This is a genomic window from Roseibium sp. M-1, from assembly GCF_054515675.1.
The window spans coordinates 4,130,204-4,154,147 of the sequence record NZ_CM137257.1; the positions used below are offsets into that span (position 1 = coordinate 4,130,204).

At 60.1% G+C, this 23,944-nt stretch carries 24 protein-coding genes; 6 read left to right on the top strand and 18 right to left on the bottom strand.

Features of this window, described 5'->3' with window-relative positions; genetic code table 11:
* The first annotated feature begins 15 nt into the window (after positions 1–15).
* The gene (locus tag ACX3M4_RS18695; RefSeq protein WP_459354494.1) at positions 16–1,437 is read left to right on the top strand and encodes a pilus assembly protein TadG-related protein; all 1,422 of its coding nucleotides are present in this window, start codon (positions 16–18) and stop codon (positions 1,435–1,437) included.
* A gap of 99 nt (positions 1,438–1,536) precedes the next feature.
* Here ACX3M4_RS18695 and acs read toward each other — a convergent pair whose 3' ends face one another.
* The 13 genes from acs to ACX3M4_RS18760 form a co-directional block, all read right to left on the bottom strand.
* Positions 1,537–3,474 carry an acetate--CoA ligase gene (gene acs / locus ACX3M4_RS18700; RefSeq protein ID WP_459354495.1) on the bottom strand — a complete coding sequence of 646 codons (1,938 nt, stop codon included), beginning with the start codon at positions 3,472–3,474 and terminating at the stop codon, positions 1,537–1,539.
* 201 nt (positions 3,475–3,675) lie between these two features.
* Entirely contained in the window at positions 3,676–4,074 is a 399-nt protein-coding gene (locus tag ACX3M4_RS18705) for a DUF1761 domain-containing protein (RefSeq protein ID WP_459354496.1), read from the bottom strand.
* A gap of 79 nt (positions 4,075–4,153) precedes the next feature.
* Positions 4,154–4,858 carry a hypothetical protein gene (locus tag ACX3M4_RS18710; RefSeq protein ID WP_459354497.1) on the bottom strand — a complete coding sequence of 235 codons (705 nt, stop codon included), beginning with the start codon at positions 4,856–4,858 and terminating at the stop codon, positions 4,154–4,156.
* Between the two features lie 9 nt (positions 4,859–4,867).
* Positions 4,868–5,485: an urease accessory protein UreG gene (gene ureG / locus ACX3M4_RS18715; protein WP_459354498.1), complete on the bottom strand. Its 618-nt coding sequence runs from the start codon at positions 5,483–5,485 to the stop codon at positions 4,868–4,870.
* Positions 5,482–6,195, bottom strand: a complete 714-nt coding sequence (locus tag ACX3M4_RS18720) for an urease accessory protein UreF (RefSeq protein ID WP_459354499.1) — start codon at positions 6,193–6,195, stop codon at positions 5,482–5,484. The genes ureG and ACX3M4_RS18720 overlap by 4 nt, the downstream gene beginning before the upstream one ends.
* Complete coding sequence (locus tag ACX3M4_RS18725) at positions 6,188–6,736, bottom strand: urease accessory protein UreE (protein ID WP_459354500.1); 549 nt, start codon at positions 6,734–6,736, stop codon at positions 6,188–6,190. The genes ACX3M4_RS18720 and ACX3M4_RS18725 overlap by 8 nt, the downstream gene beginning before the upstream one ends.
* Positions 6,733–7,338: a glutathione S-transferase family protein gene (locus tag ACX3M4_RS18730; RefSeq protein WP_459354501.1), complete on the bottom strand. Its 606-nt coding sequence runs from the start codon at positions 7,336–7,338 to the stop codon at positions 6,733–6,735. Before ACX3M4_RS18730 ends, ACX3M4_RS18725 begins: the two co-directional genes overlap by 4 nt.
* A 33-nt stretch (positions 7,339–7,371) precedes the next feature.
* On the bottom strand, positions 7,372–9,084 hold the full coding sequence (gene ureC, locus ACX3M4_RS18735) for an urease subunit alpha (RefSeq protein ID WP_459354502.1): 1,713 nt from the start codon (positions 9,082–9,084) through the stop codon (positions 7,372–7,374).
* Positions 9,085–9,120: 36 nt separating this feature from the next.
* Complete coding sequence (locus ACX3M4_RS18740) at positions 9,121–9,546, bottom strand: lysozyme inhibitor LprI family protein (RefSeq protein WP_459354503.1); 426 nt, start codon at positions 9,544–9,546, stop codon at positions 9,121–9,123.
* Positions 9,546–9,953 (bottom strand): lysozyme inhibitor LprI family protein, encoded by a 408-nt coding sequence (locus tag ACX3M4_RS18745; protein WP_459354504.1) that lies wholly within the window; start codon positions 9,951–9,953, stop codon positions 9,546–9,548. The genes ACX3M4_RS18740 and ACX3M4_RS18745 overlap by 1 nt, the downstream gene beginning before the upstream one ends.
* A 17-nt stretch (positions 9,954–9,970) precedes the next feature.
* Positions 9,971–10,276, bottom strand: a complete 306-nt coding sequence (locus ACX3M4_RS18750; RefSeq protein ID WP_459354505.1) for an urease subunit beta — start codon at positions 10,274–10,276, stop codon at positions 9,971–9,973.
* Positions 10,277–10,298: 22 nt separating this feature from the next.
* Positions 10,299–10,601: an urease subunit gamma gene (locus ACX3M4_RS18755; protein WP_459354506.1), complete on the bottom strand. Its 303-nt coding sequence runs from the start codon at positions 10,599–10,601 to the stop codon at positions 10,299–10,301.
* Positions 10,602–10,618: 17 nt separating this feature from the next.
* Entirely contained in the window at positions 10,619–11,473 is an 855-nt protein-coding gene (locus tag ACX3M4_RS18760; protein WP_459354507.1) for an urease accessory protein UreD, read from the bottom strand.
* Positions 11,474–11,890: 417 nt separating this feature from the next.
* Between ACX3M4_RS18760 and ACX3M4_RS18765 the strand changes: the two genes are divergently transcribed.
* The 3 genes from ACX3M4_RS18765 to ACX3M4_RS18775 all read left to right on the top strand — a co-directional run bounded on the left by ACX3M4_RS18765 (position 11,891) and on the right by ACX3M4_RS18775 (position 16,294).
* Entirely contained in the window at positions 11,891–13,336 is a 1,446-nt protein-coding gene (locus ACX3M4_RS18765; RefSeq protein WP_459354508.1) for a D-alanyl-D-alanine carboxypeptidase family protein, read from the top strand.
* Between the two features lie 296 nt (positions 13,337–13,632).
* Entirely contained in the window at positions 13,633–14,010 is a 378-nt protein-coding gene (locus tag ACX3M4_RS18770; RefSeq protein ID WP_459354509.1) for a hypothetical protein, read from the top strand.
* Between the two features lie 1,069 nt (positions 14,011–15,079).
* The gene (locus ACX3M4_RS18775) at positions 15,080–16,294 is read left to right on the top strand and encodes a CobW family GTP-binding protein (RefSeq protein WP_459354510.1); all 1,215 of its coding nucleotides are present in this window, start codon (positions 15,080–15,082) and stop codon (positions 16,292–16,294) included.
* 848 nt (positions 16,295–17,142) lie between these two features.
* On the opposite strand, the gene ACX3M4_RS18780 is transcribed toward ACX3M4_RS18775, so the two are convergent.
* Positions 17,143–17,442 carry a GIY-YIG nuclease family protein gene (locus ACX3M4_RS18780; protein ID WP_459354511.1) on the bottom strand — a complete coding sequence of 100 codons (300 nt, stop codon included), beginning with the start codon at positions 17,440–17,442 and terminating at the stop codon, positions 17,143–17,145.
* Positions 17,443–17,738: 296 nt separating this feature from the next.
* A complete protein-coding gene (locus ACX3M4_RS18785; RefSeq protein WP_459354512.1) occupies positions 17,739–19,163 on the bottom strand; it encodes a glyceraldehyde-3-phosphate dehydrogenase in 1,425 nt (474 codons plus the stop codon).
* Positions 19,164–19,642: 479 nt separating this feature from the next.
* Here ACX3M4_RS18785 and ACX3M4_RS18790 point away from each other — a divergent pair, with 479 nt between their 5' ends.
* Positions 19,643–20,293 (top strand): hypothetical protein, encoded by a 651-nt coding sequence (locus tag ACX3M4_RS18790; protein WP_459354513.1) that lies wholly within the window; start codon positions 19,643–19,645, stop codon positions 20,291–20,293.
* A 1-nt stretch (position 20,294) separates the two neighbouring features.
* A complete protein-coding gene (locus ACX3M4_RS18795) occupies positions 20,295–20,837 on the top strand; it encodes a hypothetical protein (protein WP_459354514.1) in 543 nt (180 codons plus the stop codon).
* 109 nt (positions 20,838–20,946) lie between these two features.
* Here the strand turns inward: ACX3M4_RS18795 and ACX3M4_RS18800 are convergent, their stop codons facing one another.
* The 3 genes from ACX3M4_RS18800 to tesB all read right to left on the bottom strand — a co-directional run bounded on the left by ACX3M4_RS18800 (position 20,947) and on the right by tesB (position 23,898).
* Positions 20,947–21,558, bottom strand: coding sequence for a lysozyme inhibitor LprI family protein (locus ACX3M4_RS18800; protein WP_459354515.1), 612 nt, complete (start codon positions 21,556–21,558; stop codon positions 20,947–20,949).
* A gap of 240 nt (positions 21,559–21,798) precedes the next feature.
* On the bottom strand, positions 21,799–22,665 hold the full coding sequence (locus ACX3M4_RS18805) for a hypothetical protein (RefSeq protein WP_459354516.1): 867 nt from the start codon (positions 22,663–22,665) through the stop codon (positions 21,799–21,801).
* Between the two features lie 366 nt (positions 22,666–23,031).
* Positions 23,032–23,898, bottom strand: coding sequence for an acyl-CoA thioesterase II (gene tesB / locus ACX3M4_RS18810; RefSeq protein WP_459354517.1), 867 nt, complete (start codon positions 23,896–23,898; stop codon positions 23,032–23,034).
* Between the last annotated feature and the right edge of the window lie 46 nt (positions 23,899–23,944).

The window sequence follows — 23,944 nt, forward strand, 5'->3', positions numbered from 1 at the left end:
AAACATGAGGCGGTTATGTACAGTATTGGGTTCTACTCGCTAACAAACACCTTGAGGCGCCTGGGTGCGGCGCGCGAAGGCTCGGTATTACCTATTTTTGGCGTCATGGTCATTATGATGATTGTGATTTCAGGGGCTGCTTTCGACGTGGCTCGCACAGTGAATGCTCGCGAAAAACTGTCCTACGCACTCGATGCTGCGGCGCTCTCGGTAGCTTCCGATCTGTCGACGTCCGTGATGACAGACGCGGAAATCACCGCCGCGCTGGGGGATTCCTTTCGTGCGAACTTGAGCGGCGCGGAATTTCTCGACGAGGCAATCAGCAATATCGATTTTACGGTCGATGCCGAAAACGGCGTCGTCACCGTCAGCTCAAAAGCGACGCTCAACAACTACTTCATCGATTTCGGCGGCTATATGCAGAAGAACCTCGGGCCGGAAACATTCGAGTTCGGCACCAGTTCCCAGGTGAATTATTCCCGCTTCGACGTCGAACTTGCTCTGGTGGTGGACGTCACGGGATCCATGTCCGGGGACATGGACACGCTGCGCGATGCCTCGGAAGGCCTGGTTGATATTCTCATTCCCGAAGGCACAGACGAAGACGACGCCAAGGTGCGGATCTCGCTCGTTCCCTACAGCCAGGGCGTCAATCTTGGCAGCAGCTATGCTGACAAGGTGAAGGGAGGGGATTACGGCTATTCCGACGGCAGTGTCTGTGTCACGGAGCGTCAGGATTATGATGACGGGTCGGATGAATACAACGTCCGCTACACCGACGATCCCTACAACTATTACACCAAAACCAAAACGCCACCGAAGGATACGTTCTATGGTGGCGGGAGCAATAGCTGTTCCAAGGACTCTCAGATGATCCCGCTTACCGCGGATCGGGATGAATTGACCGACGCGATTGAGGATCTGGAAGCCAATGGGGGCACGGCAGGGCAGACTGGTGTGGTCTGGGGCTGGAACAGCCTGTCGCCCAATTTCTCAAATCTCTGGCCGTCCGACAGCAAACCGGAACCTTACGAGAACGACCTGGTGCTCAAGTTCGCCATCATCATGACGGACGGCGACAACAACCGTTGGTATGATTTTGTCGAAACACAATCAATCTGTACGGAGTGGAAATGGAACGGAAAATGTAAGAAGTATGAAGATTTTCCGTTGAATGAATGGAAGCAAAAAAGTGAAAGTGAAAGTTATAGCAATAATTCATCGACTGCGCAGCGCGAACTATGCGAAGGTATGAGGGACGCTGGTATTGAGGTGTTTGGTGTCTATTTCGGTTCCAATAACAATTCTGCCGGTGCGCTTAACATGAAGTCCTGCGCCAGTACAGGCAACTACTACCAGGCAACGAGCGCGAGCGAATTGATCGGCGCCTTTGCAAATATCGCCCGGAAAATCCAGTCGATCTACATCTCCATGTAGCGAAAGTCATGTCAGACGGGAGTCAGCTGTTGCAATAAGGTTGAAACAAAAAGCCCGCCGTTCGGCGGGCTTTTTCACTCCAAGAATGACGATCTCTTCTCAATCGCGGTTCTGGCGGTTGTCGATCAGGTCGTCGACGACCGTCGGATCGGCAAGTGTCGAGGTGTCGCCGAGATTGTCGAAGCTGTCCTCGGCGATCTTGCGCAGGATGCGGCGCATGATCTTGCCCGAGCGGGTCTTTGGCAGGCCGGGCGCAAACTGAATCAGGTCCGGCGAGGCGATCGGGCCGATTTCCGAGCGCACATGGGTGACCAGTTCCTTCTTCAAGGCGTCCGTCGGCTCCTCGCCTTCCATCAGCGTGACATAGGCATAGATACCCTGCCCCTTGATGTCGTGCGGATAGCCAACCACGGCGGCTTCCGAAACCTTCGGATGCGAGACCAGCGCGCTTTCCACTTCCGCCGTGCCCATGCGGTGGCCGGAGACGTTGATGACGTCGTCGACGCGGCCGGTGATCCAGTAATAGCCGTCCCCATCGCGGCGGCAGCCGTCACCGGTGAAGTAAAGGCCCTTGTAGGTGGCGAAATAGGTCTGCACGAAGCGTTCGTGGTCGCCATAGACCGTGCGCATCTGCCCGGGCCAGCTGTCCTTGATCACCAGGTTGCCTTCCGTCGCGCCCTCCAGGAACTTGCCTTCCGCATCGACGATGGCCGGCTGGATACCGAAGAACGGCCGCGTTGCCGAACCCGGCTTCAGCGCGGTCGCGCCCGGCAGCGGCGTGATGAGGATGCCGCCGGTTTCCGTCTGCCACCAGGTATCGACGATCGGGCAGCGCTTGTCGCCGACGACGTTGTAATACCAGGTCCAGGCTTCCGGGTTGATCGGCTCGCCGACGGAGCCGAGCAGGCGCAGAGACTTGCGCGAGGTCTTCGTGACATGCTCGTCGCCTGCGCCCATCAGGGCGCGGATGGCGGTCGGTGCAGTATAGAAGATATTGACGTTGTGCTTGTCGCAGACTTCCCAGAACCGGCCCGGCCCCGGATAGGTCGGCACACCTTCGAACATCAGCGTCGTGGCGCCGTTGGCAAGCGGACCGTAGACGATGTAGCTGTGACCTGTGACCCAGCCCACATCCGCCGTGCACCAGTAGATATCGCCTTCGTGGTAGTCGAAGACATATTCATGGGTCATGGAGGCATAGACCAGGTAGCCGCCGGAGGTGTGCATCACGCCCTTCGGCTTGCCGGTCGAGCCGGAGGTGTAGAGGATGAAGAGCGGATCTTCCGCACTCATTTCCGCCGGTTCACAATGGTCGGAAACACGGCCGGCTTCCTCGTGATACCAGACGTCGCGGCCGGACTGCATGGCGATATCGCCGCCGGTGCGTTTCACCACGATGACGCTCTTCACCGGCGCTTTCTCAGCGGCCTTGTCGACATTGGCCTTCAGCGGCACCTTGCGTCCGCCGCGCAGGCCTTCATCCGCCGTGATCACGCACTCGGATGCGCAGTCCTCAATGCGCTGCGCAAGGCTGTCCGGCGAGAATCCGCCGAAGACGATGGAATGAACGGCGCCGATGCGGGCGCAGGCCAGCATTGCATAGGCTGCTTCCGGGATCATCGGCAGGTAGATGGTGACGCGGTCGCCCTTCTTGACACCCTGGCCATGCAGGACGTTGGCGAACTTGTTCACCTCTGCATGCAACTCGCGATAGGTGATGACCTTGTGTTCGTTCGGGTCGTCGCCCTCCCAGATGATCGCCGGCTGGTCGCCGCGCTTTTCCAGATGCCGGTCAACGCAGTTGGCAGAGACGTTGAGCGTGCCGTCCTCGAACCATTTGATCGAAACGTTGTGGTAGTCGTAGGAGGTGTTCTTCACCTTGGTGAAGGGCTTGATCCAGTCGACGCGCTTGCCGTGTTCACCCCAGAACCCGTCCGGGTCTTCTACCGAGCGCTGGTACATCTCCAGATATTTGGCATTGTCGACATGCGCCCGCGCGGCAACGTCCGCGGGAACGGGAAAGACGGACTCAGTCATGTGAAACCTCCCAGAAACAACACTTGGCCGCCGGCGGAAACTCCCCCCACCGCAGCCTGTTTGCCGGGGGCCATTATGCGTATGACCCCTTCAAGCGTCCAGAACCTAAACTTGGTACTTTAGTCGGCGAGTCTTTGGTCTATGGCAAGGCCTAAGACCTTCAATTCTGTACGGAATTATCCGTAGATCCTTACGTCCGCGTCAGCTCAGCCAGCCGATCAGAATGCCCTGAACAAGCAGCACGCCAAGCCAGTGGCCGCCGTCGATCAGGGTCAGGCTCCAGGGCTTGCCCTGAAATCTGTGGTTGACGATCTGCGTGGTCATGACGACGCCGACCCAGATCATCAGGGCCGAAATGATGCCGGTACGGATCGTGGTCTCGCCGGCATGATAGATGATCCCGGCAAAGACGAAGGCGAGCACCGCCTGGCAAAGGAAGGCGGTGCCGAAAAGCACCGGATCCGGCTTCGTCTGCTCTTCCGTGACCCCGGCCGCCTTCATCCAGGGCTTGCCGAGAGCGGTGTACCAGAGCGCACCGAAAACAAATGAAGCGATCGCGGCGGCGGCGACCGCGATCAGGTTGATACCGTCGAACATCATGGGCAACCTCCGCAGTTTTGCCAAAGAGCGTGGTCGGTAAAGTCCGGAAAATCAAGCGGTTGTTGCGTGGCGCCTGTGGTCAGCCCTTCACCCAGACCCCGAGCCGGCCGCAAGGCTCGAAACCGAGCTGGCGGTAGACAGGCAGAACGCTATCGTCGTCCTCATAAGTGCAGATCGGTTTCTGGGCATAGGGTTCCAGCAGGCCGTGGAGCGCTGTGTAAAGCCAGCTGCGCCGGCAGAAGACGTTGGAGAGGCCGACGACCTCCTTGCCCTCGAGCTTCGGTCCGGTGTTGAAGATGCCGCCCGCCTTGATCGTGCCGTCCTTCACCACGGCAGCAAAATCGACGGTCTTCTTTTCCAAAAGCTTCGGCGGAAAGACCGAATGCAGGCTTTCATTTCCGTTCCATCCCGCTAGCCACTTCCGCAAGCCCTCGGAATGAATGATCTTGTGCCAGTCGGTACTGATCGGCGGCCGCTTCTGGCTGACGGGGGGCCGGAACAGCCAGGTGCCGGCAAAGAGCTTGCGGAAGCCGAAGGCCGTCAGGTCAAGCGTGTCGAAACTGTCCTTGACCGCTGCCCCCTGGGGCAACGTGTCTAGTGCACCATATAGGTCGGCGGCAGGTTTGGCGGAAAGCGTGACGATGTTCGGATAAAGCGGCAGCACCTTTTCCCGGGCGATCCAGAAACCGCCGTGAAATTCGGTCTTCGCCCCAGCGGATTTCAAAACCATATCGCACCAGAGCGCATTGTTATGCGCGCAGGCGTCCTGTCTGCCAGCAATCATTTAAGTATCTTATCCGTTCAGCCCACCCTTCTGGACGATGAACTCTACCACGGTTTCGATACCCTCGCCCGCCCTCATGTTGGCGAAGACGAAGGGCCTTTCCTTGCGCATCTTTTTCGCGTCCCGGTCCATGACCTCAAGACTGGCACCGACGTATGGCGCAAGGTCGGTCTTGTTGATGATGAGCAGATCGGAGCGGGTGATGCCGGGGCCGCCCTTGCGAGGGATTTCCTCGCCTGCGGCGACGTCGATAACATAGAGCGTGAGGTCGGCCAGTTCCGGCGAAAAGGTCGCGGCGAGATTGTCGCCGCCGGATTCGATCAGGATCAGGTCCAGGTCCGGGATCGACCGGGTGAGGTCCGCGACGGCGGCAAGGTTGATGGAGGCATCCTCGCGGATCGCCGTGTGCGGGCAGCCGCCGGTTTCGACGCCGCGAATGCGGTCGCTGGTCAGTGCCTGGGCCCGCATCAGCGCCTCGGCGTCCTCGCTGGTGTAGATATCGTTGGTGATGACGGCGAGCGAATAGCGCTCGCGCATGGCCTTGCAAAGTTTCTCGGTCAGCGTGGTCTTGCCGGCGCCAACCGGGCCGCCGATGCCGACTCGCAGGGGACCGTTTTTGGAACTCATGAACGGAACAACCTCGAATACTGGGTTTCATGGGCCATGGAGGCAATATCAGCGAGAAAGGTGGAGGTGCCGAGATCGTCGAGGCCGGCTGCTGCCGCTTCCTTTGCGACCTCGAAGATAACGGGTTCGAGACCCGCCAGCACCTTCTGGCCGTCGCTCTGGCCGAGAGGCACCACACGGACGGCGACGGAGATGAGATTGGCGGCAAACGCATGCAGGAATGCGGTCAGCACCGCACTCTCCGGCAGGTCATGTGCAGCGGCCACGAGGCCGAGCGCCACCGGATAGGGCCAGGGCTCGTCATCTGCGGCTGCCAGCGACCGGAACAGATCTGCAGCCGGTGTCCGCGTTTCCGGCAGCCAGCTCCTGGCGATGGCATCCGCGAAGGCGGTGCCGAGGGCGCACGTCTCCAGGTGACGCTCCTTCGATGGCTGCAAGGCGAGGCCCAGCTCGCGCAACTCACTTATCGCCTGCGTGTCGCTTTTGTTGGCGGCCCGGAAGCTTTCCTTCAACAGGATGGCGTCGCTGCGGCCGGCGCCGAAACGCAGGATGTCTTCCAGCCAGCAGGACAGCTCCGCCGCGCTGGAAACAGCACCTTCATCGATCACCTGCTCCAGGCCGTGGCTGTAGGTGAAGGCGCCGATCGGGAATGCGGGAGACAGGAACGTCTGCAGCCTGAAGAGCGCCGGCAGGGACAGGTCCTCAGTCATGGGAATGTCCGTGGTCATGACCATGGGAATGGGGGTGATGATGTCCGTGGTCGTGGGAATGCCCGTGGGAATGTCCATGTGCATGGCCGTGATCATGACCTTGCGTGCGGCCGTGGCCATAGGCGCCGCCCTCCGGATCGAACGGCGCAGACAGCGGAACGATCCGGCCGCCGAGCTTTTCAACCATGTCCTCGATCACATGATCTCGGCGGATGCGCAGGCTTGCGCCCATCAACTGTGTCGGGAGGTGCCGGTTGCCAAGATGCCAGGCGATCTTGACGAGATGCGCCGCATCCTCGGCAAAGATCTCGACAAGCTCTTCCGGCTCGGCCAGGACCTCGACGATACGGCCGTCGTCCAGCTCCAGCCCGTCGCCGTGCTGCAGATGAACGGCGGAGGGTTCGTCCAGAAGGAAGGTCAGGCCGTCTGCCCCGGTCAGCACCGCCCGGCGGCGATAGCGGTTGTCCAGGTCGAGCGTGACCCTGTCGGCCGGCTCGCCGCTCCAGGTTCCGGCGGCAAGGATCTTGTCAACGCGGATCATGCGGCTTCCATGACCTTTGCCATCATCGCAAGGAAGGCAGCCCGGCCGCTCAGGCGTTTGAAATAGCCGGCGAGCGGACCGTCCTTGGGCAGTTCGAACTTGGCGGCGATTGCCCAGGAAAAGCAGTGGCCGATGATGATGTCGGCGATGGTGAAGGTTTCGCCCATGACAAAGGGGCCATCGCCGAACCGGCCCTCAAGGGTCTTCAGGCCGCGGGCGAACTCCATCCGGCAGACCTCTTTCACGGCGGGAACACGCACGTCTTCGGGATGTATGAAGGTGTTCTTGGCAGCGGTCCAGAGCGCGCCTTCCAGCACATCGACACCGAGCTGGGTGAAACTGTCCTGTTTCGCCCGCTCCAGCGTGCCGGCCGGAAAGGTGAACCTGCCGGACTTGTCGGCGAGATAGGTGCAGATGGCGACGGAATCAGTCAGCGCAGTCCCGTCCGCGATCAGGACCGGCACCTTGCCGTCCTCGGTGAAGGATTTCACCGTGTCCGAATGCGGCAGGGCCGGGTTGAGCTCGTAAGGTTCGCCTAATTCCTCCAGCAACCAGATCACCCGCATGGCGCGGGTGCGCGGAAATCCGATGACCTTATACATATTTTTCCTCTCCCAAACTCTCTGTGACTGAAGTTAGAACAGGAAATAGCGCTGGGCCATCGGCAGGACATCCGCTGGCTCGCAGGTCAGTAGCTCGCCATTGGCACGGACCTCGTAGGTTTCCGGATGGACCTCGATGGCGGGTGTCGCGTCGTTGAGCACCATGGACTTCTTGGAGATGCCGCCGCGGGTGTTCTTGACCGGCAGGACGAGACTGTCGAGACCGGCCTTTTTCTTCACGCCGATGTCATAGGCCGCCTGGGAAACGAAGGTGACCCGGCTCTGGGTCATGGCCTTGCCGAAGGCGCCGAACATCGGCCGGTAATGTACCGGCTGCGGTGTCGGGATGGAAGCGTTCGGATCGCCCATCGGGGCGGCGGCAATGGTGCCGAGCTTCAACACCATGTCCGGCTTCACACCGAAGAATTTCGGGTCCCAGAGCACAAGATCGGCCAGCTTGCCGATCTCGACCGAACCGATGTGCTCGTCGAGGCCGTGCGCGATGGCCGGGTTGATGGTGATCTTGGACATGTAGCGCTTGACGCGGAAATTGTCGTTTTCGCCCGCTTCTTCCGATAGGCGGCCGCGCTGGACCTTCATCTTGTGAGCGGTCTGCAGCGTGCGGATGATCACCTCGCCCACCCGGCCCATGGCCTGGCTGTCCGAGGCAATGATGGAAAAGGCGCCCATGTCGTGGAGAATGTCCTCCGCCGCGATGGTCTCCTTGCGGATGCGGCTTTCGGCAAAGGCGACGTCTTCGGGGATCGAGCTGTCGAGGTGGTGGCAGACCATGAGCATGTCGAGATGCTCTTCCAGCGTGTTGACCGTATAGGGTCGCGTCGGGTTGGTCGAGGACGGCAGCACGTTCATCTCGCCGCAGACCTTGATGATGTCCGGTGCATGGCCGCCGCCCGCGCCTTCCGTGTGGAAGGCATGGATGGTGCGGTTGCGGAAGGCGGCGGTGGTGTTTTCAACAAAGCCGCTTTCGTTGAGCGTATCCGTGTGGATCATCACCTGGACATCGTATTCGTCGGCAACCGAAAGACACGTGTCGATGGCGGCGGGCGTCGTGCCCCAGTCCTCGTGCAGCTTCAAGGCGCAAGCACCGGCCAGGATCTGTTCTTCCAGCGCTGCGGGCAGCGAGGCGTTGCCCTTGCCGGCAAAGGCGAGGTTCATCGGGAAACTGTCGGCCGCCTGCAGCATGCGGGTGATATGCCAGGGCCCAGGCGTGCAGGTGGTGGCGTTGGTGCCGGTCGCCGGTCCCGTGCCGCCGCCGAGCATGGTGGTAACGCCGGACATCAGCGCATCGTCGATCTGCTGCGGGCAGATGAAGTGGATGTGGACGTCGAGCGCGCCGGCGGTCAGGATCTTGCCCTCGCCCGCGATCGCCTCCGTACCCGGGCCGACGACGATGTCGACACCCGGCTGCACGTCCGGATTGCCCGCCTTGCCGATGCCGGTGATGCGGCCGTCCTTGAGGCCGACATCGGCCTTGACGATGCCCCAGTGGTCGACGATCAGCACATTGGTGATGACCGTGTCGACGGCCCCCGCCGAGCGCGGTGCCTGGGACTGGCCCATGCCGTCGCGGATGACCTTGCCGCCGCCGAATTTCACTTCCTCGCCATAGGTGGTGAAGTCCTTTTCCACCTCGATGATGAGATCGGTGTCGGCAAGGCGCAGCCTGTCGCCGGTGGTCGGTCCGAACATGTCCGCATAGGCGGCGCGGGGCATCTTATAGGCCATCACTTGTCTCCAAAGGCGAAACGGAAATCGGCTGGGTCAATTCGCATAGTCCCCGACGGTCGCATCAAGGTCCTCGGTGCGCTTCATGGTGAGGACGATGAGGCAGCTGCGGTAAAGCTCGTTGCCTTGTGTGCCGCCCTTGAAGGGGAAGCTGTAGGCTGCGCAATCCTTGTCGGCATAGGCCTTCCAGGCGGCCTGGGCCTCGTCCAGCGCGGCGGGCGCACCCTTCAGATGCTCGGGCAGGTCCGCATCCATCTCGGTGAGCTTTGCTCTCAACCGGTCGAGGGCTTCGTTCATGCGCGCCTCGGCTTCGCCGAGAGCCTTTTCGGCGCAGTATGTCCGCTCCGAATTGTTGAGCGGATAGCCGCAGTCGACGTTTTCCTGCGCGAAGGCCGGAGCGCCCGGAGCAAGGGCCGGCAGCAGGCAGGCAAGTGCGGCGGATATCAGGCGGTGCGCGCGCATCAGTTGCCAAACCCCACAATGAGTTCCTGCAGTTCCCCGATCCGCCGGCGGGTCAGATCGGCGCGGCAGCCATAGATCAGCATCGGCTCCATGGTGCCGCCCCGGGCCAGAAACCCGTAGGCGTCGCAGGCGTTGTCGCGATAGGGGATCCAGGCGCGCTGGGCGTCGCGCAGCTTGTCTTCCGCACCCTTCAGGTAATCCGGCAAATCGCTGTCGGTCGCGCGCATCTTGTCCATGGCGGCCTTGTAGACCGTGTTCAGCTCCATATCGGCCTTCTCCCAATCCTGATGGGCGCATTGGGTCATCTCAAGCTGAGTCATGGCATCGCTGCAATCGGCGACATCCTGTGCGCCCGCCGAAACAGCCGTGGCGAAAAGCAGCGCAATTCCCGCAAGGCAACGCAACATGGTACCTCTCCCGGCGCTCAAAGCGCGCCCATGACCTTCTGGTTAAAGCCGTAGACCGTGCGGCCGCCCCGGTAGGGAACCAGGGTCACCGAGCGGGTCTGGCCCGGCTCGAACCGCACGGCGGTGCCGGAGGGGATGTCGAGCCGCATGCCTCTGGCCTTGTCGCGGTCGAAGGAAAGTCCCTCGTTGGTCTCGAAGAAATGATAGTGGCTGCCGACCTGGATCGGCCGGTCGCCGGTATTGGCAACGTCTAGTGTCACGGTCTCCAAGCCGCTGTTCAGCTCGATCTCGCCAGCGGCGGGGAAGAGTTCTCCGGGGATCATGCGTCTCTCCTTCAAAAATCGGTCAGCGGATCGGTTCGTGCACCGTGACGAGCTTGGTGCCGTCCGGGAAGGTCGCTTCCACCTGCACGTCGTGGATCATCTCGGCGATGCCTTCCATCACCTGGTCGCGGGTGAGCACCTTGGCCCCGGCCGCCATCAGGTCGGCAACACTGCGCCCGTCGCGAGCCCCCTCGACCACGAAATCGGTGATCAGCGCGATGGCCTCCGGATAGTTCAGCTTCACACCCCGCTCCAGGCGGCGGCGGGCTACCATCGCGGCCATGGAGATGAGCAGCTTGTCCTTTTCGCGCGGCGTCAGGTTCATCTAAGAAGTCCTCCAGATCAGCAGGACCAGACCCGCGGCAGCGGGGCCGCGCGGTATCCGGTCAGAAATTGGGTCAGGGCCGTACGCAGGGCGCGGCCGTCCGGCGCGACGAAACGGGCAACCAGCAGGCCGTTCCAGGCGCTGGCCGCGGCTGTTGCCGAACCGTCCGGCAGATCGGCAACCAGACGCCGGGCAAGATCGATGCGGTCGCCGGCATCAAGAGCACAATCGGCAAAGGTTGCAAAGGCAAGGGCGCCGGAAGCGGTGGCGGATCCGCTCAGGGCACGGGCCGGATCGCCGTCGAGGCGGATGTCGTCGGCAAAGACCAGCCTGCCGTCGCGGCGCAGGCGCCAGCTGTCGCGGAAGAAGACCGAGCGGACCGTCTCGCCCATGGCCTTGCGGCCGATGAGCACGGATTCCACCATCATCATCCGGGCGTCGCCTTCAAGCTCTGCCTGCAGCGACCGGCGGAGGCCGGAAGCTTCAAACAGGATCGTTTCCTGGGGCAGCCATTCCACGGTCGCACCGGCGCCTGCCGCAAAACGCCCCGTCACTTTTGCGGAACCGCTGATGCTGCGATAGGCGCGCTCGGCGGTCTGGCTGGTCACAATTGCGTGTGTGCCGGCGTCCGCGGCCACGTCGTAGTCGAGCCTGTCGCCGCCGGTGAGGCCACCAGCGGTGTTGATGAGGACGGCGGTGGCGGGCGTGTCATAGACCCTGGGCAGGCGGATCTTCGCCGAGCCGCGCTGATAGAGATCGGCCAGCCGCGTCGTGCCGCCGGACAGCGCGAATCGCACCCGCGCGGCGCCGTCGACGCGCTGCATGGGCCTTGCGTCCGCAACCGAAACCGATGCACTGGCAGCATCATACATGAAGTGACCGTCCCCCGAGGGTCTCGAGACGTTTCGTCATTCTCATATTCTATTCCATCTGGCGCGGGCCCTTTGGCACTGGCCATTCAGGTCCCGGCCAACTTGGTCCCGGGTCCTGCCGGGATGCAAGGGGCAGAATGCCCTCGGCAATCTTAGCAAGAGGCGGGCCAAGGCGGCCATCCGGTGCCGGTTCGCAAAGCCAGCACGAAAAGTGCCCTGATTCCCGCAGCTTACCGTCAACGCAGCGTAAGCTTTGCTTAAAAATTCAGCAATTGCCAAAAAGATTGGCGTGGGACTCATTTGCAGAGGGGCTTGCCCTTGGGGGTCCGATCCGGTTTTTATGGGCGCTGCCGTTCCACAACCTGCCATCGCCGAACGGGCGAGAGGTTTTGCGCGGGACGGCAAGCGAGGGACACCGTGTTTGCAAGCCCTATTGGCCGTCTGACTGCCGTCTGCCTCACCGTGACTGCGCTCCTCGCGGGCCTGTCCGCGGGCCCGGCACGGGCGGATATCGGCGCCTATGTGCTGATCGACGCCAATTCGGGCGCCGTGATCGAGCAGGAAAACGCCACGCGCAAATGGTACCCGGCCTCACTCACCAAGATGATGACGGCCTATGTCACCTTCAAGGCGATCCGGGAAGGCCGGATCACCCTCAACACCGCGGTGGTGCAATCGGCCAATTCGGCGGCCGAGCCGCCGAGCAAGATGGGCTTCAAGGTCGGCACGCGTTTTACCGTCGATACGGCGCTGAAGATCATCCTGATCAAGTCGGCAAATGATGTCGCGGTGGCACTGGGGGAAGCCGTCGGTGGTTCGGAAGCCAGTTTCATCACCTTGATGAACGCGGAAGCCAACCGCCTCGGCATGAAGGACACCCGGTTCACCAATCCGCACGGGCTGCCGGACAACAGCCAGGTCACCACGGCGCGGGACATGGCGATCCTTGCCATGGCGCTCCGGCGCGACTTTCCTGAATCGCGGGACTTCTACGCCCATCCGGGCCTGCGTTTCGGCAAGAAGACGCTGCGCTCCGCCAACCGGGAATTCCTGATGCGGGTGCCGGGCGCCAACGGCATGAAGACGGGCTATATCTGCAATTCCGGCTATAACGTCGCCGCCTCCGTGACACGCAGCGGCAAGACGCTGATCGGCATCGTTCTGGGTGCGGGCTCGGGCCTGGAGAGGACCGCCTTCGCCCGCCAGCTTTTCGACGACGGCTTCCGCAAGCGCGGCGGCCAGAAGATCACCCAGCTGTCCGGTCCCGTCGGCAGCGCGCCGGCCGACGGCTATTGCCGCCGCAACAAGAGCCCCGGCCCGAAGGGCTATATGGCCCGCTTCGACATGGAAAAGGAAAAGCAGGGCGGCTTCCTGTTCTTCGGCAAGGCGAAACAGCCGGACGAAGACAAGCTCGACGCCAGCGGCTTTACGCTTTCCAACGGCAAGCCGGACTGGAACAAGATCCTCGACCGCACGCTGGGCCCCCGCCGCATTGCCTATAGGCCGCTTGAAGTCGGTCTCGGCAATCCGAAGGGCACACCGGCCGTCAGCGCCTCCGACTCGGACGGCGTTTCCGACGATGCGGGCGAGCCGGAAGCCGTGATCGCGGGTGAGGACCTGCCGGCCGAAGACGTGCCGATGCCGGTCGCCAACCCCGTGCGCCGGGCGGAAAACGAGATCCGCGCCAAGCTTCAGCAGACGGCCACGGCCGCCGCCCCCGCGGCGGCTGCAAGTATCGCCCAGGAAACGCCGGACCAGCGTCCGGGCGCCGCGGTCGATGTCAGCCAGACGTCGCCGGGATCGATCTTCCGCAAGGGGCTCGATTTCACCGTCCCCGTCCCGGCTCCAAGTCCACGCAAGTAAGCAGCTGTAAAACTGAGCGTTAAATCCGTGGCCGGGACGCCGCGTAAACGGGCATTAACCTTTTATTTACGCTGCTCCTTAACACTGCGGTAAGCATTTTTCTGGCAATGGCGTGCCCTGCCGGGACTTGCGAGTGCGGCGTTCAGATCGGCGGTCGTTCAACTGGACCCAGGTGACCGGCCACAAGCTGATCGATCTTAAATATGAGAGCATCTTGCGTGCGGTCTTCCGAACCCAGGATGCTCCGGAGTACCTCGCGGCATAGGACATGCCGGGATAACAGATCGAGAAATCGCATGATGATTGAACCGAGATCCACCGCCACTATCCGGGCCCTCGCCAGCCTTGCGGAACTGTCCGCCAATCAGCTGGAGGACGGGGTCGACGTCGAACAGGTGATCGCCACCCTGCGCAAGGCCGCCGAAGCGGTCCGCCTGGTTGTCGATGTGGAAGACGCGTTCGACGACGAGGACGACAACTTCGAAACCGGCACGCTCGAAGCTTCGGACGACACCGAAGAGACGGACGCGCCGGAAGAGACCGATATCGTGCAGGACCTGACGCCGATGGATCTCGCCGAAGAAGACGCGGACAACAAGATCGTCGCCCTCGACAGGAAAGACGCCGAAGAGCTCGCAAAAGAAGAAGAAGTCACCGTCCTCAACGCGGGCTGATTTTTCTCCGGAGGCTGGGTGACCGGCCAGACCGGCTAACTCCCTCCTAACCGCATTCAGGGCGGCGGCTTATTCGCGACGTCCTGATCGCGCGCCTTCGAAGCCTCCCCCCTCGAAGTCACCCCGGACAAGCGCAGCGTAGATCCGGGGCCTACTCGCAGCGCCACTTGCGAATGTGGGCGATGTTTGCGGAAGACGTTCTGCCCTGTCCCATCTCTCTGGAAACGAGTAGGCCCCGGGTCTCGCGATGCTCGCCCGGGGTGACACTGTGGTTCTCCGCATGGTCTGTCTTTGCCGGCCCCAAAGCCGCTGAAAAGGGCACGGGTCAACTCCCTCTCCCCCCGAAACGTAAGGATAGGAGAGGGTTGGGGCGAGGGGACAAACCTCTCCGGAACTCACGAGCTTCTGCCCCCTCACCCGGCGCGGCCGCGCCGACCTCTCCCAATGGGAGAGGTGACTTGGGGACCCCGCTTTCCGGTGCAATCAAATGCGATAGACCTGCATTCGCATTGATGGCACCGGCATATTCGCGACGTCATGATCGCGTGCCTTCCATGCCTCCCCCTCGAAGTCACCCCGGACAAGCGCAGCGCAGATCCGGGGCCTACTCGCAACGCCACTTGCGACAGCACGCGACGTTTGCGGAAGACGCTCTGCCCGCTCCCCCTCTCTGGAAACGAGTAGGCCCCGGGTCTCGCGATGCTCGCCCGGGGTGACACCTGCGGTTTTCCGCATGGTCTGTCTTTGCCGGCCCCAAAGCCGCTGAAAAGGGCACGGGTCAACTCCCTCTCCCCCCGAAACGTAAGGATAGGAGAGGGTTAGGGTGAGGGGCGAACCTCTCCGGAACACACGAGCTTCTGCCCCCTCACCCGGCGCGGTCCGCCGACCTCTCCCAATGGGAGAGGTGACTTGGTCTCTCAGGCGGCCTCCTGAGATGAAAGTCTCCACTCCTGTCCGAACCAACCGGTGTGACACTTGAAAGCGGGGGCATCGATTGCGCTGGCCCGTCACTCGGCCTATGTGTTTCGCCAAGAGCTGCTGTTGATGCGGCACCAAACGGAGACACGTCATGGCCTCGCCGACACCGGCCCCAGAAGGCACTTTGTTAGGCATCTCGCCAGGCACCGCACAACGCGGCCCGAAGCCCCCTATTCCGCTTTCCGTCCTGACCGGTTTTCTGGGCGCGGGCAAGACCACGCTTTTGAACCGGATCCTGAAGGACCCGGCGATGGCGGATACGGCGGTCATCATCAACGAATTCGGCGAGATCGGCCTCGATCACCTCTTTGTCGACCAGGCGGGCGACGGCATTGTCGAACTGGCCTCCGGGTGCCTGTGCTGCACCATCCGCGGCGACCTGGTGACGACGCTGGAAAACCTGTTGCGCCGGCTGGACAACGGCCGCGCCGAGAAGCTCAGCCGCGTCATCGTCGAGACGACAGGCCTTGCCGATCCGGCGCCGATCCTGCACACGGTGATGCTGCATCCCTATCTGGTGATGCGCTACCGCCTGGAAAGCGTCATCACGCTGGTCGATGCGGTCAACGGCCTCTCGACGCTGGACGAGCATGAAGAAGCCCGCAAGCAGGCCGCCGTTGCCGACCGGTTGGTCTTCACCAAGACCGATCTTCTGGAAAGCGCGGACGCCCGGGCTGGTTTCGAGGCGCTGACGCAGCAGCTTCTGGGTCTGAACCCCGGGGCGAAACGCCTGGACGCGCAGTTCGGCGACGCGACCCCGGACAATCTCTTCAATGCGGGGCTCTACGACCCGAAAAGCAAAATCCCGGATGTCGCTGCCTGGCTCAACGCGGAAGCCTATGAGGCGCCGCATGATCATGGGCATCATGATCATCACCACGGGCACGATCACGGGCACCATCATCACGACGTGAACCGCCACAGCGACTCGATCCGCGCCTTCACCCTGTCGACGGACCGGCCGGTGCCGGCCTCGGCGCTGGAAATGTTCCTGGATCTGTTGCGCTCCGCTCACGGGCCGAAGCTGCTTCGGGTCAAGGGCATCGTGCAGCTGCGGGAAGATCCGGACCGGCCCGTCGTCATCCACGGCGTCCAGCACGTCTTCCACCCGCCGGCAACCCTCGCCGCCTGGCCGGACGACGACCACCGCACCCGCATGGTCTTCATCACCAAGGACCTGCCGGAAGGCTTCGTGCGCAAGATGTTCGAGGCTTTTTCGGGTGCTCTCCTGCCCGACACACCGGATCACCAGGCCCTCACGGAAAATCCGTTGGCAGTATCGGGCTTCACCAGCCCGCTGCGGTGAGTTGTGCGACCACTCAAGGACAGCCCGACCACCAACTCAGCCTCATCCTGAGGAGCCCGGCGAAGCCGGGCGTCTCGAAGGATCGGCCACGCACTCAGGAACAAGCGGCCCATCCTTCGAGACGGGCCTCTCGGCCCTCCTCAGGATGAGGTTTTTGGTGTGGGCAAGGCTGTGGGGATGACCGGCCTGGTGAGGTGAACAGGGAAAAAAATCAGAGACCAAGACAGCCCCTCCACCCATTCCGCCTCATCCTGGGGAGCCCGGCAAAGCCGGGCGTCTCGACCCCCTCAGGATGAGGTTTTTGGGGTGGCAAGGCTGTGGGGATGACCGGGCTACACCAGCCCGCTGCGGTGAGTTGTGCGACCACTCAAGGACAGCCCCACCACCAACTCAGCCTCATCCTGAGGAGCTGCGCAGCAGCGTCTCGATGGATCGGCCACACACTCAGAGCCAAGCGGCCCATCCTTCGAGACGGGCCTCTCGGCCCTCCTCAGGATGAGGTTTTGGGGTGGCATTGCTGTGGGTTTGACCGGGGTTCACCAACCCCTGCGGTGAGATGCAGATCCACACCAGGACAGCCTTACCACCAGTTCAGCCTCATCCTGAGGAGCTGCGCAGCAGCGTCTCGAAGGATCGGCCACGCACTCAGGAACAAGCGGCCCATCCTTCGAGACGGGCCTTTCGACCCTCCTCAGGATGAGGATTTTGGGGTGGGCAAGGCTGTGGGGATGACCGGGCTACACCAGCCCGCTGCGGTGAGTTACCAGTTCCACCAGGACAGCCTCACCACCACCTCAGCCTCATCCTGAGGAGCTGCGCAGCAGCGTCTCGAAGGATCGGCTACTTGCTCAGTCTTTCCTTGACTTCCTGCCCCGCTTTGACAATTCAGGCAGAAGCTCGAAGTCGCCGCGGATCAGCGCCTCTTTCTTCTCCCGCCGCCATCCCTTTATTTGCCGTTCGCACTCAATCGCTTCGGTTATGCGTTCGAAATGGCAGTTGAAGACGAGTTCGACAGGCCGATGCCGAGCCGTGTATCCGTCATAAAGTCCCTGCTGATGCTCGCTCACCCGGCTTTCGAGATCTTTTTTGGTGACTCCGGTGTAGTAGCTGCCGTTGGAGCATTTGAGGATATAGACGGTTGCGCTCATGCAAGTTGCGTATCACGGTCCTGAAACTTAAGGGAGTTTTTTCAGGCAGGCGGCCCTCCTCAGGATGAGGTTTTTGGGGCGGCAAGGCTGTGGAGATGACTGGCCTGGTGAAGTGAACAGGGCAAAAAATCAGGGCCAAATCAGCCCCTCCACCCATTCCGCCTCATCCTGAGGAGCCCAGCAACGCCGGGCGTCTCGAAGGATCGGCCACACACTCCGGAGCCAGGCGGCCCATCCTTCGAGACGGGCCTCTCGGCCCTCCTCAGGATGAGGGAGTGGCGGGTTGACGCCCCGGTTTACGCCGGAACGCTCGGGTATTTCATGCCGGCGACTTCCTGCATCAGGCGGATGACCTGGGTGCTGTAGCCGGCTTCGTTGTCGTACCAGACGTAGAGAACCAGGCGGTTGCCGTCGACGATGGTGGCCTGGCTGTCGACCACGCCGGCATGGGTGGAGCCGACGAGGTCGGAGGAAACCAGTTCGGTGGACGCCGTGTAGTCGATCTGGTCCTGCATCGGCGACTGGACGGAAATGCCGCGCAGGTAGTCGTTCATTTCCCTGGCCGTCGTCTCGCGCTTCAGGTTGAGGTTGAGGATCGCCATGGAGACATTGGGGATCGGCACCCGCACCGCGTTGCCGGTCAGCTTGCCCTTCATTTCCGGCAGGCACTTGGCGACGGCGCTGGCCGCGCCCGTGCTGGTCAAGACCATGTTCAGCGGTGCTGCACGGCCGCGGCGGTCGCCGCTGTGGTAGTTGTCGATCAGGTTCTGGTCGTTGGTGAAGGCGTGGATGGTTTCCACGTGGCCGTTCTCGATGCCGAACTCGTCGTTGATCACCTTCAAGACCGGCGTGATGGCGTTGGTGGTGCAGGAGGCCGCGCTCAGGATGCGGTCAGCGGCCGTGATGTCGCCGTGGTTGACGCCATAGACGATGTTCTTGATGCTGCCCTTGCCCGGCGCGGTCAGGATCACCTTCGCGGCGCCCGGGCATTTCAGGTGCTTGCCAAGGCCGTCCTCGTCGCGCCAGATGCCGGTGTTGTCGACCACCAGCGCATTCCTGATGCCAAACTTTGTGTAGTCCACCTCGGCGGGCGAATTGGCATAGATCACCTTGATGGTGTTGCCGTTGGCGATGATGGCGTTGTTTTCTTCGTCAACAGTAATAGACCCGCTGAAGGCGCCGTGGACGCTGTCCCGCCGCAGCAGGCTGGAGCGTTTTTTCAGGTCCCCCGCCTTGCCGCCGCGCACGACGATGGCGCGCAGGCGCATCTTGTTGCCGGCGCCGACGCGCTCAATCAGCATGCGGGCGAGCAGGCGGCCGATGCGGCCGAAGCCATAAAGAACGACGTCCTGCGGTTCCGGCAGGATGGTGGCCTTGCCGGTGTTGACGCTGGCCAGCTCCCGCGCGACGAAGCTCTTGACGTCGCCGCCCTCTTCCATGAAGCGGTGGCACAGCTTGCCGAGATCAACGCGGGAGGCGGCCAGGTCCATCTCCAGCATCGCCTTGACGATCTCAAGGCTCCTGGTGACGTCCAGCTCCTGGCCGGTGATCTGCAGCGCATAGCGGTGCGCTTTCAGGATCTCGATGGCGGAGTTGTTCAAAAGGCGGCGGCCGAAGATGCGGATGTTGATGCCGTAGTCGCGGTAGAGAAGCCCCACCAGCGGGATCATCTGCTCGGCGGCGGATTGCTGGTCCTTCCAGTTGTCGAAGTGATTGTCCATAACCGCCAACATCTCCTTGATTGTCTTTTTGAAGCTTCCCGGTGGGCTCAAGTCTTTCGCCCGCGCCCGGGGTTTAGCTGCAGTGCAAACCAAATGTCCAGAAGGTGTTTGAAGACTAATCGATTGAAATGTCTGGGAGTGACTTATGTCGCATTTCGGAGGCGAGAAAAGTTACAGTGCGGGTGTTGGGGAGGGCGGGAAATTGAGGCGGGGAGACTTGGTTTGGGGGGAATGGAAGGTGGCATGGCGTGTTCTGTGGCGTTGAGTATGTATTTCACTCACTGACGATGCTTGTTGATGTCTTTCATGCGGCAGATATGGCGACTCGTAGCGTTCGATGGGGCTCAAGCTAAAAGCCGTGAATGTTAAGCGAAGGGGCCACCGGTATCTGAACGCTAGGTCGCGGCAGTGTGGTAGTCCCTACCCATTTTTCAATTGTTTGGATATACTCGAAATGTTCGGTTGTTGGGGGAATTCAGATGCAGCGCGTTCGATCATTTTGCTTTGCGATAGCGACAAGTTTGCTCCTAGTGGCGGGCGCTGCCGCACAAGATGTTATGCCGTTAGCGCAGCCGACGGATGCCCTTATTCAGCTCAAGGAAACGGATTGGCCAGAGCTAGCCAAAGCTGTCGAAGTAATTTCTGTGGAATGGGATTTCATAGCGGAAAGTTTTGACAAGGCCGGCGGCCCGCCCACAGACCGATTTCAGCTAACGATGGAGCACAATAAATCACTATTACAAAAGGCCGCAGCCGCGCCTAATAATCAATACTCGCTTGATATTGTTGGTTACGTTGAAGAAGATTTAATGCTGAAAGCTAATTATATTAGAGAAAAATCGGCTGGAGCTGTCGTCACTGCCGCTGCGTATAGCGAAGTTGCTGTAGATGTTAGGACAATGAAGAACGGTAGCGAGGTCGACGGCTATTTTATTGGCTTTAGTCCCAGGTATATGGCGGGTGGCAATCCTTTAATTACCTTCAACAATCCAACTAACCCGAGTGAGGGATCTCTTGCTCCTGGTAGATACGAGATGATGGCAATCCAGGACGGCAAGGTTGTCCAGCGCCAAGAAGTAAGCGTTGGAATACTAGGCCAAAAGGGGCCCATCATTTGTTTGGTTCCCTAAAATGAAGCTTGAAGACTTAACAAAAGAGCTAAAGGCAGGTTGGGTTGCTGCGTCAACTTTGGCCGCTTTTGTTACGACTATTATCGCAGGCATCGTTGCAAGTCCTCCCACGCTTTGGCGCGAGGCAGGACAGACACCTGAAGTAGTTAACTTTTTGGTGACCATCGTTGTTGCGGCTGGCATTGGGAGTATCATGGCGGGGAGAAGCCTTGAGCAGCGTGCAACTTTCACGCGGATCGTGCCACTGGCACTTGTATCCGCAATTGTTTACTTTCTCTTAAGTGCACAATTCAGCTGCCCGTTTTCCGACAATCGGATGGCGATAGGCTGGACCTATTTGGCTGATGCTGCGAACCATCTTGCCAGAAATCCCGAGCAAGGTTGCAGCCTGCTTATTGCCGACTTCACAGGAAATACAGACAAGATATGGCCGAAACACGAGATCTTGATCGTGTGGTCTGCACTCTTCTTGAGTTATGTGGCGGCAGTAACATTCCTAGCGACGACAATAGTGCGGGTTATGCAGCATCTCTTAGGTCGATAAATCGAAACATCAACGACCTGCACGATCCCTTGTCATAAAAGATTACCTCGTGATAGCTGCAAGCTATCCGATAGAACGTCTCTCCCGCTTGCTGGCCTTCACTTCCCTTCTAAGTTTCGACTTCATCGCTGTAGCGTGAACGCATCTCTTGTAACATTCGCTTCAATTCGCCTGTTCTGCTAATAGTGACTGCTTCAAGTTCGCTTGAAAAAATCAGTGTTGCCATGGAGCCACCGTCGAATTCCGCCGCAGCGAACTCGGCTTGTGACTTTGCATACTGTTCCCAGTTTTCTTGTGCGTCCTTCAGGGCTAAGAGCTGCTTCTCTTCCAGCCAACCTGACTTTTCGAGTGCAATAATAGCTCTTTCCATCTGTTGTCTGGCGACGTCTGCGCGCCGAAATGCCTCTGCGTTCATCTCAGCCTGCGTCATATAGGTGCTTTCGATAACTTCAACTGCGTTATCAACGAAAGCTTCTTGCTGGTTAGTGAGCACACTTAAAAATTTCGTGGATTCATCTCGGGCATGTACGGCTAGCTTTGGATCTTTGCCAAGAGCCTTGAGTTTCTCCATAATTTGCAGAATTAACAAGTTGTCCTCGACGTTGGCCTTCTTTTTGGCCGAAGGGATGAACTTGTTTAGCCACTCGGTGGTAGCAGGCATGAATACTGATCGAAATAAATCAGCTGCAAATCCAAGAATGAAACCGCTCAACCAATCCATTTCAAATGTTCCGCTTTAGGCAAAGCAAGGCTACCCGAAAGCTTTACAGCTCACAATGCCAGAGGGCTGGCGTACAACTATGTTTCAAAAGCTACAATTCAAAAAAGTATGGCCAAACGCTCATCCAACAAACGGCGTGAAAGGCTGCTTTTAGACTGCAAGCAGGCAAATGCCACCGATCATGTTCGTCCATTTGGTAGTCAGCGTTGGTGATGTTGGAACCACTGTTGGACTGAAATCTCAGAATATCTTGCGCTCGGGCGAAAATGGGCCATAGGGGATTTCGAACAGCGGTCGTCCGAGTTCCGCTTCCATACCAACAATAGCGAAATTCTGCGCCTGTGCCGAACGCTCAAACTCGATAGTTGATAGCGTAATGGTATCTTCAGCCCCAACGACAAGAGGCCCAAGATCCCGAGCTTGGTTTTGTTCGGTACTGAGCCGGGAAAAGTGAATGATAAGTCCATCGAAATAGAAGCGAAACGTTGGCTCTTCAATGGCTGCCTGCCCTTCTTCCAATGAAGGAATTGTTTTCGTGAAAGCGATCGGAGCATGGTTGTGCCTTATCCCGATTGTCGAGATCTGTGTCAGGCTAATCGCATAAAAAGCTACTGGTTCCGGATCACCGTTGAGTACCATCTGTCTCAGCCGTTCGAGATGATCAGCAGGGATTTGGATCTCATTGAACTCCGGCCGACTGGTAGCTGCAGCTCTCCAAAGCAAGCTGAGAAAGAAAAGTCGCAACTTTTTCCAGTTGTCTCCGGAAACTGATCTGAGACCCCACGGCGAGCCTGGAAACTCGTCATAATCGTTGAGAGAAATACGTGGTCCCCAACCGCTCCAAACCATTGCGTGTTTGCGAAGAATCCTGATCGCCCAATCGTCATAGTGAGCCAAAATTTTTTCGCCCTCGGCGACCACAAGATGCTGATCGTACCAACTGCTTGATCGCTTCTCCTTGCGACCGTTTCCGAACTGGACAAGACCAGGAGCAAGGCCTTCAGCCTTAGTGAGCGCTTTCGGCAAAAGATGCGAGTCAACAAACGTGCCTCGTTCTCCCGTCAGTTTGCAGACACCATCGCGAGAAAGCTTCGCCCTATTGCCCATATTAACCTACTCCAAATTCTTGCAGTCTAAGGTTTTGCAAGCCTAGGTGTCGTCGAAATTGATAAATTCGATCAACTCCAAGCGGAATGCGGGTACAAATCGAATGACAAGCGTCGAATGGCTGTCAAGTGAGGCTAAACGACCGCAATGAAGCCAACACTCTATTTGGAGAACGACTAACGGGTTTGGCAGATTTTTTGATTTTTGACGCCAAATCGCTGAAAGTCAGGGCTCTTTTTGGTCATTTGCATGGATCGCAGCGATTTTCCGCTTCCCGCCCTTTCAAGGTATTGGATCAGCGTGCTGCGAACGGCAGCTTTGCAGATTAGGTCGAAATCCTGCGAATGACCGAAATGGCGACGCGCCTCACTCCTTAGCCCGCACCCTGATCAACCCCTCCTGCGCCGTCGAGGCAATCAGCACGCCCTCGCGCGTGAACAGCGAGCCCCGGTTGATGCCGCGCGAGCCTGAACTCGACGTGCTGTCGGTGGCGTAAAGCAGCCAGTCGTCGGTGCGGAAGGGGCGGTGGAACCACATGGCGTGGTCGAGGCTGGCGGCCTGGATCTTGGGGCTAAAGACGGAAGTGCCGTGGGGAAAGAGGGACGTGTCGAGCAGCGTCATGTCGGAGGCATAGGCGAGCACGCACTGGTGGATGCGCTCGTCGTCGGGCAGCTTGCCCGTAGCGCGCACCCAGACATATTGCTGCGGCGGCAGGGGCTTTTTTGAGAAATAATGGGTCATGTCGACCGGGCGCATCTCGATCGGCCGTTCGCGCTCCCAGTAGCGGCGGATGTTTTCCGGCGCATGCGAAAGAAACTTCTCCTTCAGCTCCTGTTCGCTCGGCAGGTCTTCCGGCGCCGGAACCTCCGGCATGCCGGTCTGGTGTTCCAGGCCTTCCTCGATCACCTGGAAGGAGGCGGACATGGAAAAGATCGCCTCGCCATGCTGGATCGCCACCACCCGGCGGGTGGTGAAGCTGCCGCCGTCGCGGATGCGGTCGACCTCGTAGATGATCGGCACGGCGGGATCGCCCGGCCGCAGGAAATAGCCATGCAAGGAGTGCACATGCCGGTCTTCGACGACCGTGCGGGAGGCCGCGACGAGGGCCTGGCCGATCACCTGGCCGCCGAAAACGCGCTGCCAGCCGACCTGGGGGCTGCGACCACGGAACAGGTTGCGTTCCAGCGGTTCCAGGTCGAGAATCTGAAGAAGGCTGTCAATGGCCGTGTTCATCCGCGCGATCCTTGTTATACCGACGAGTGTTGATTAAGCGGCTGGT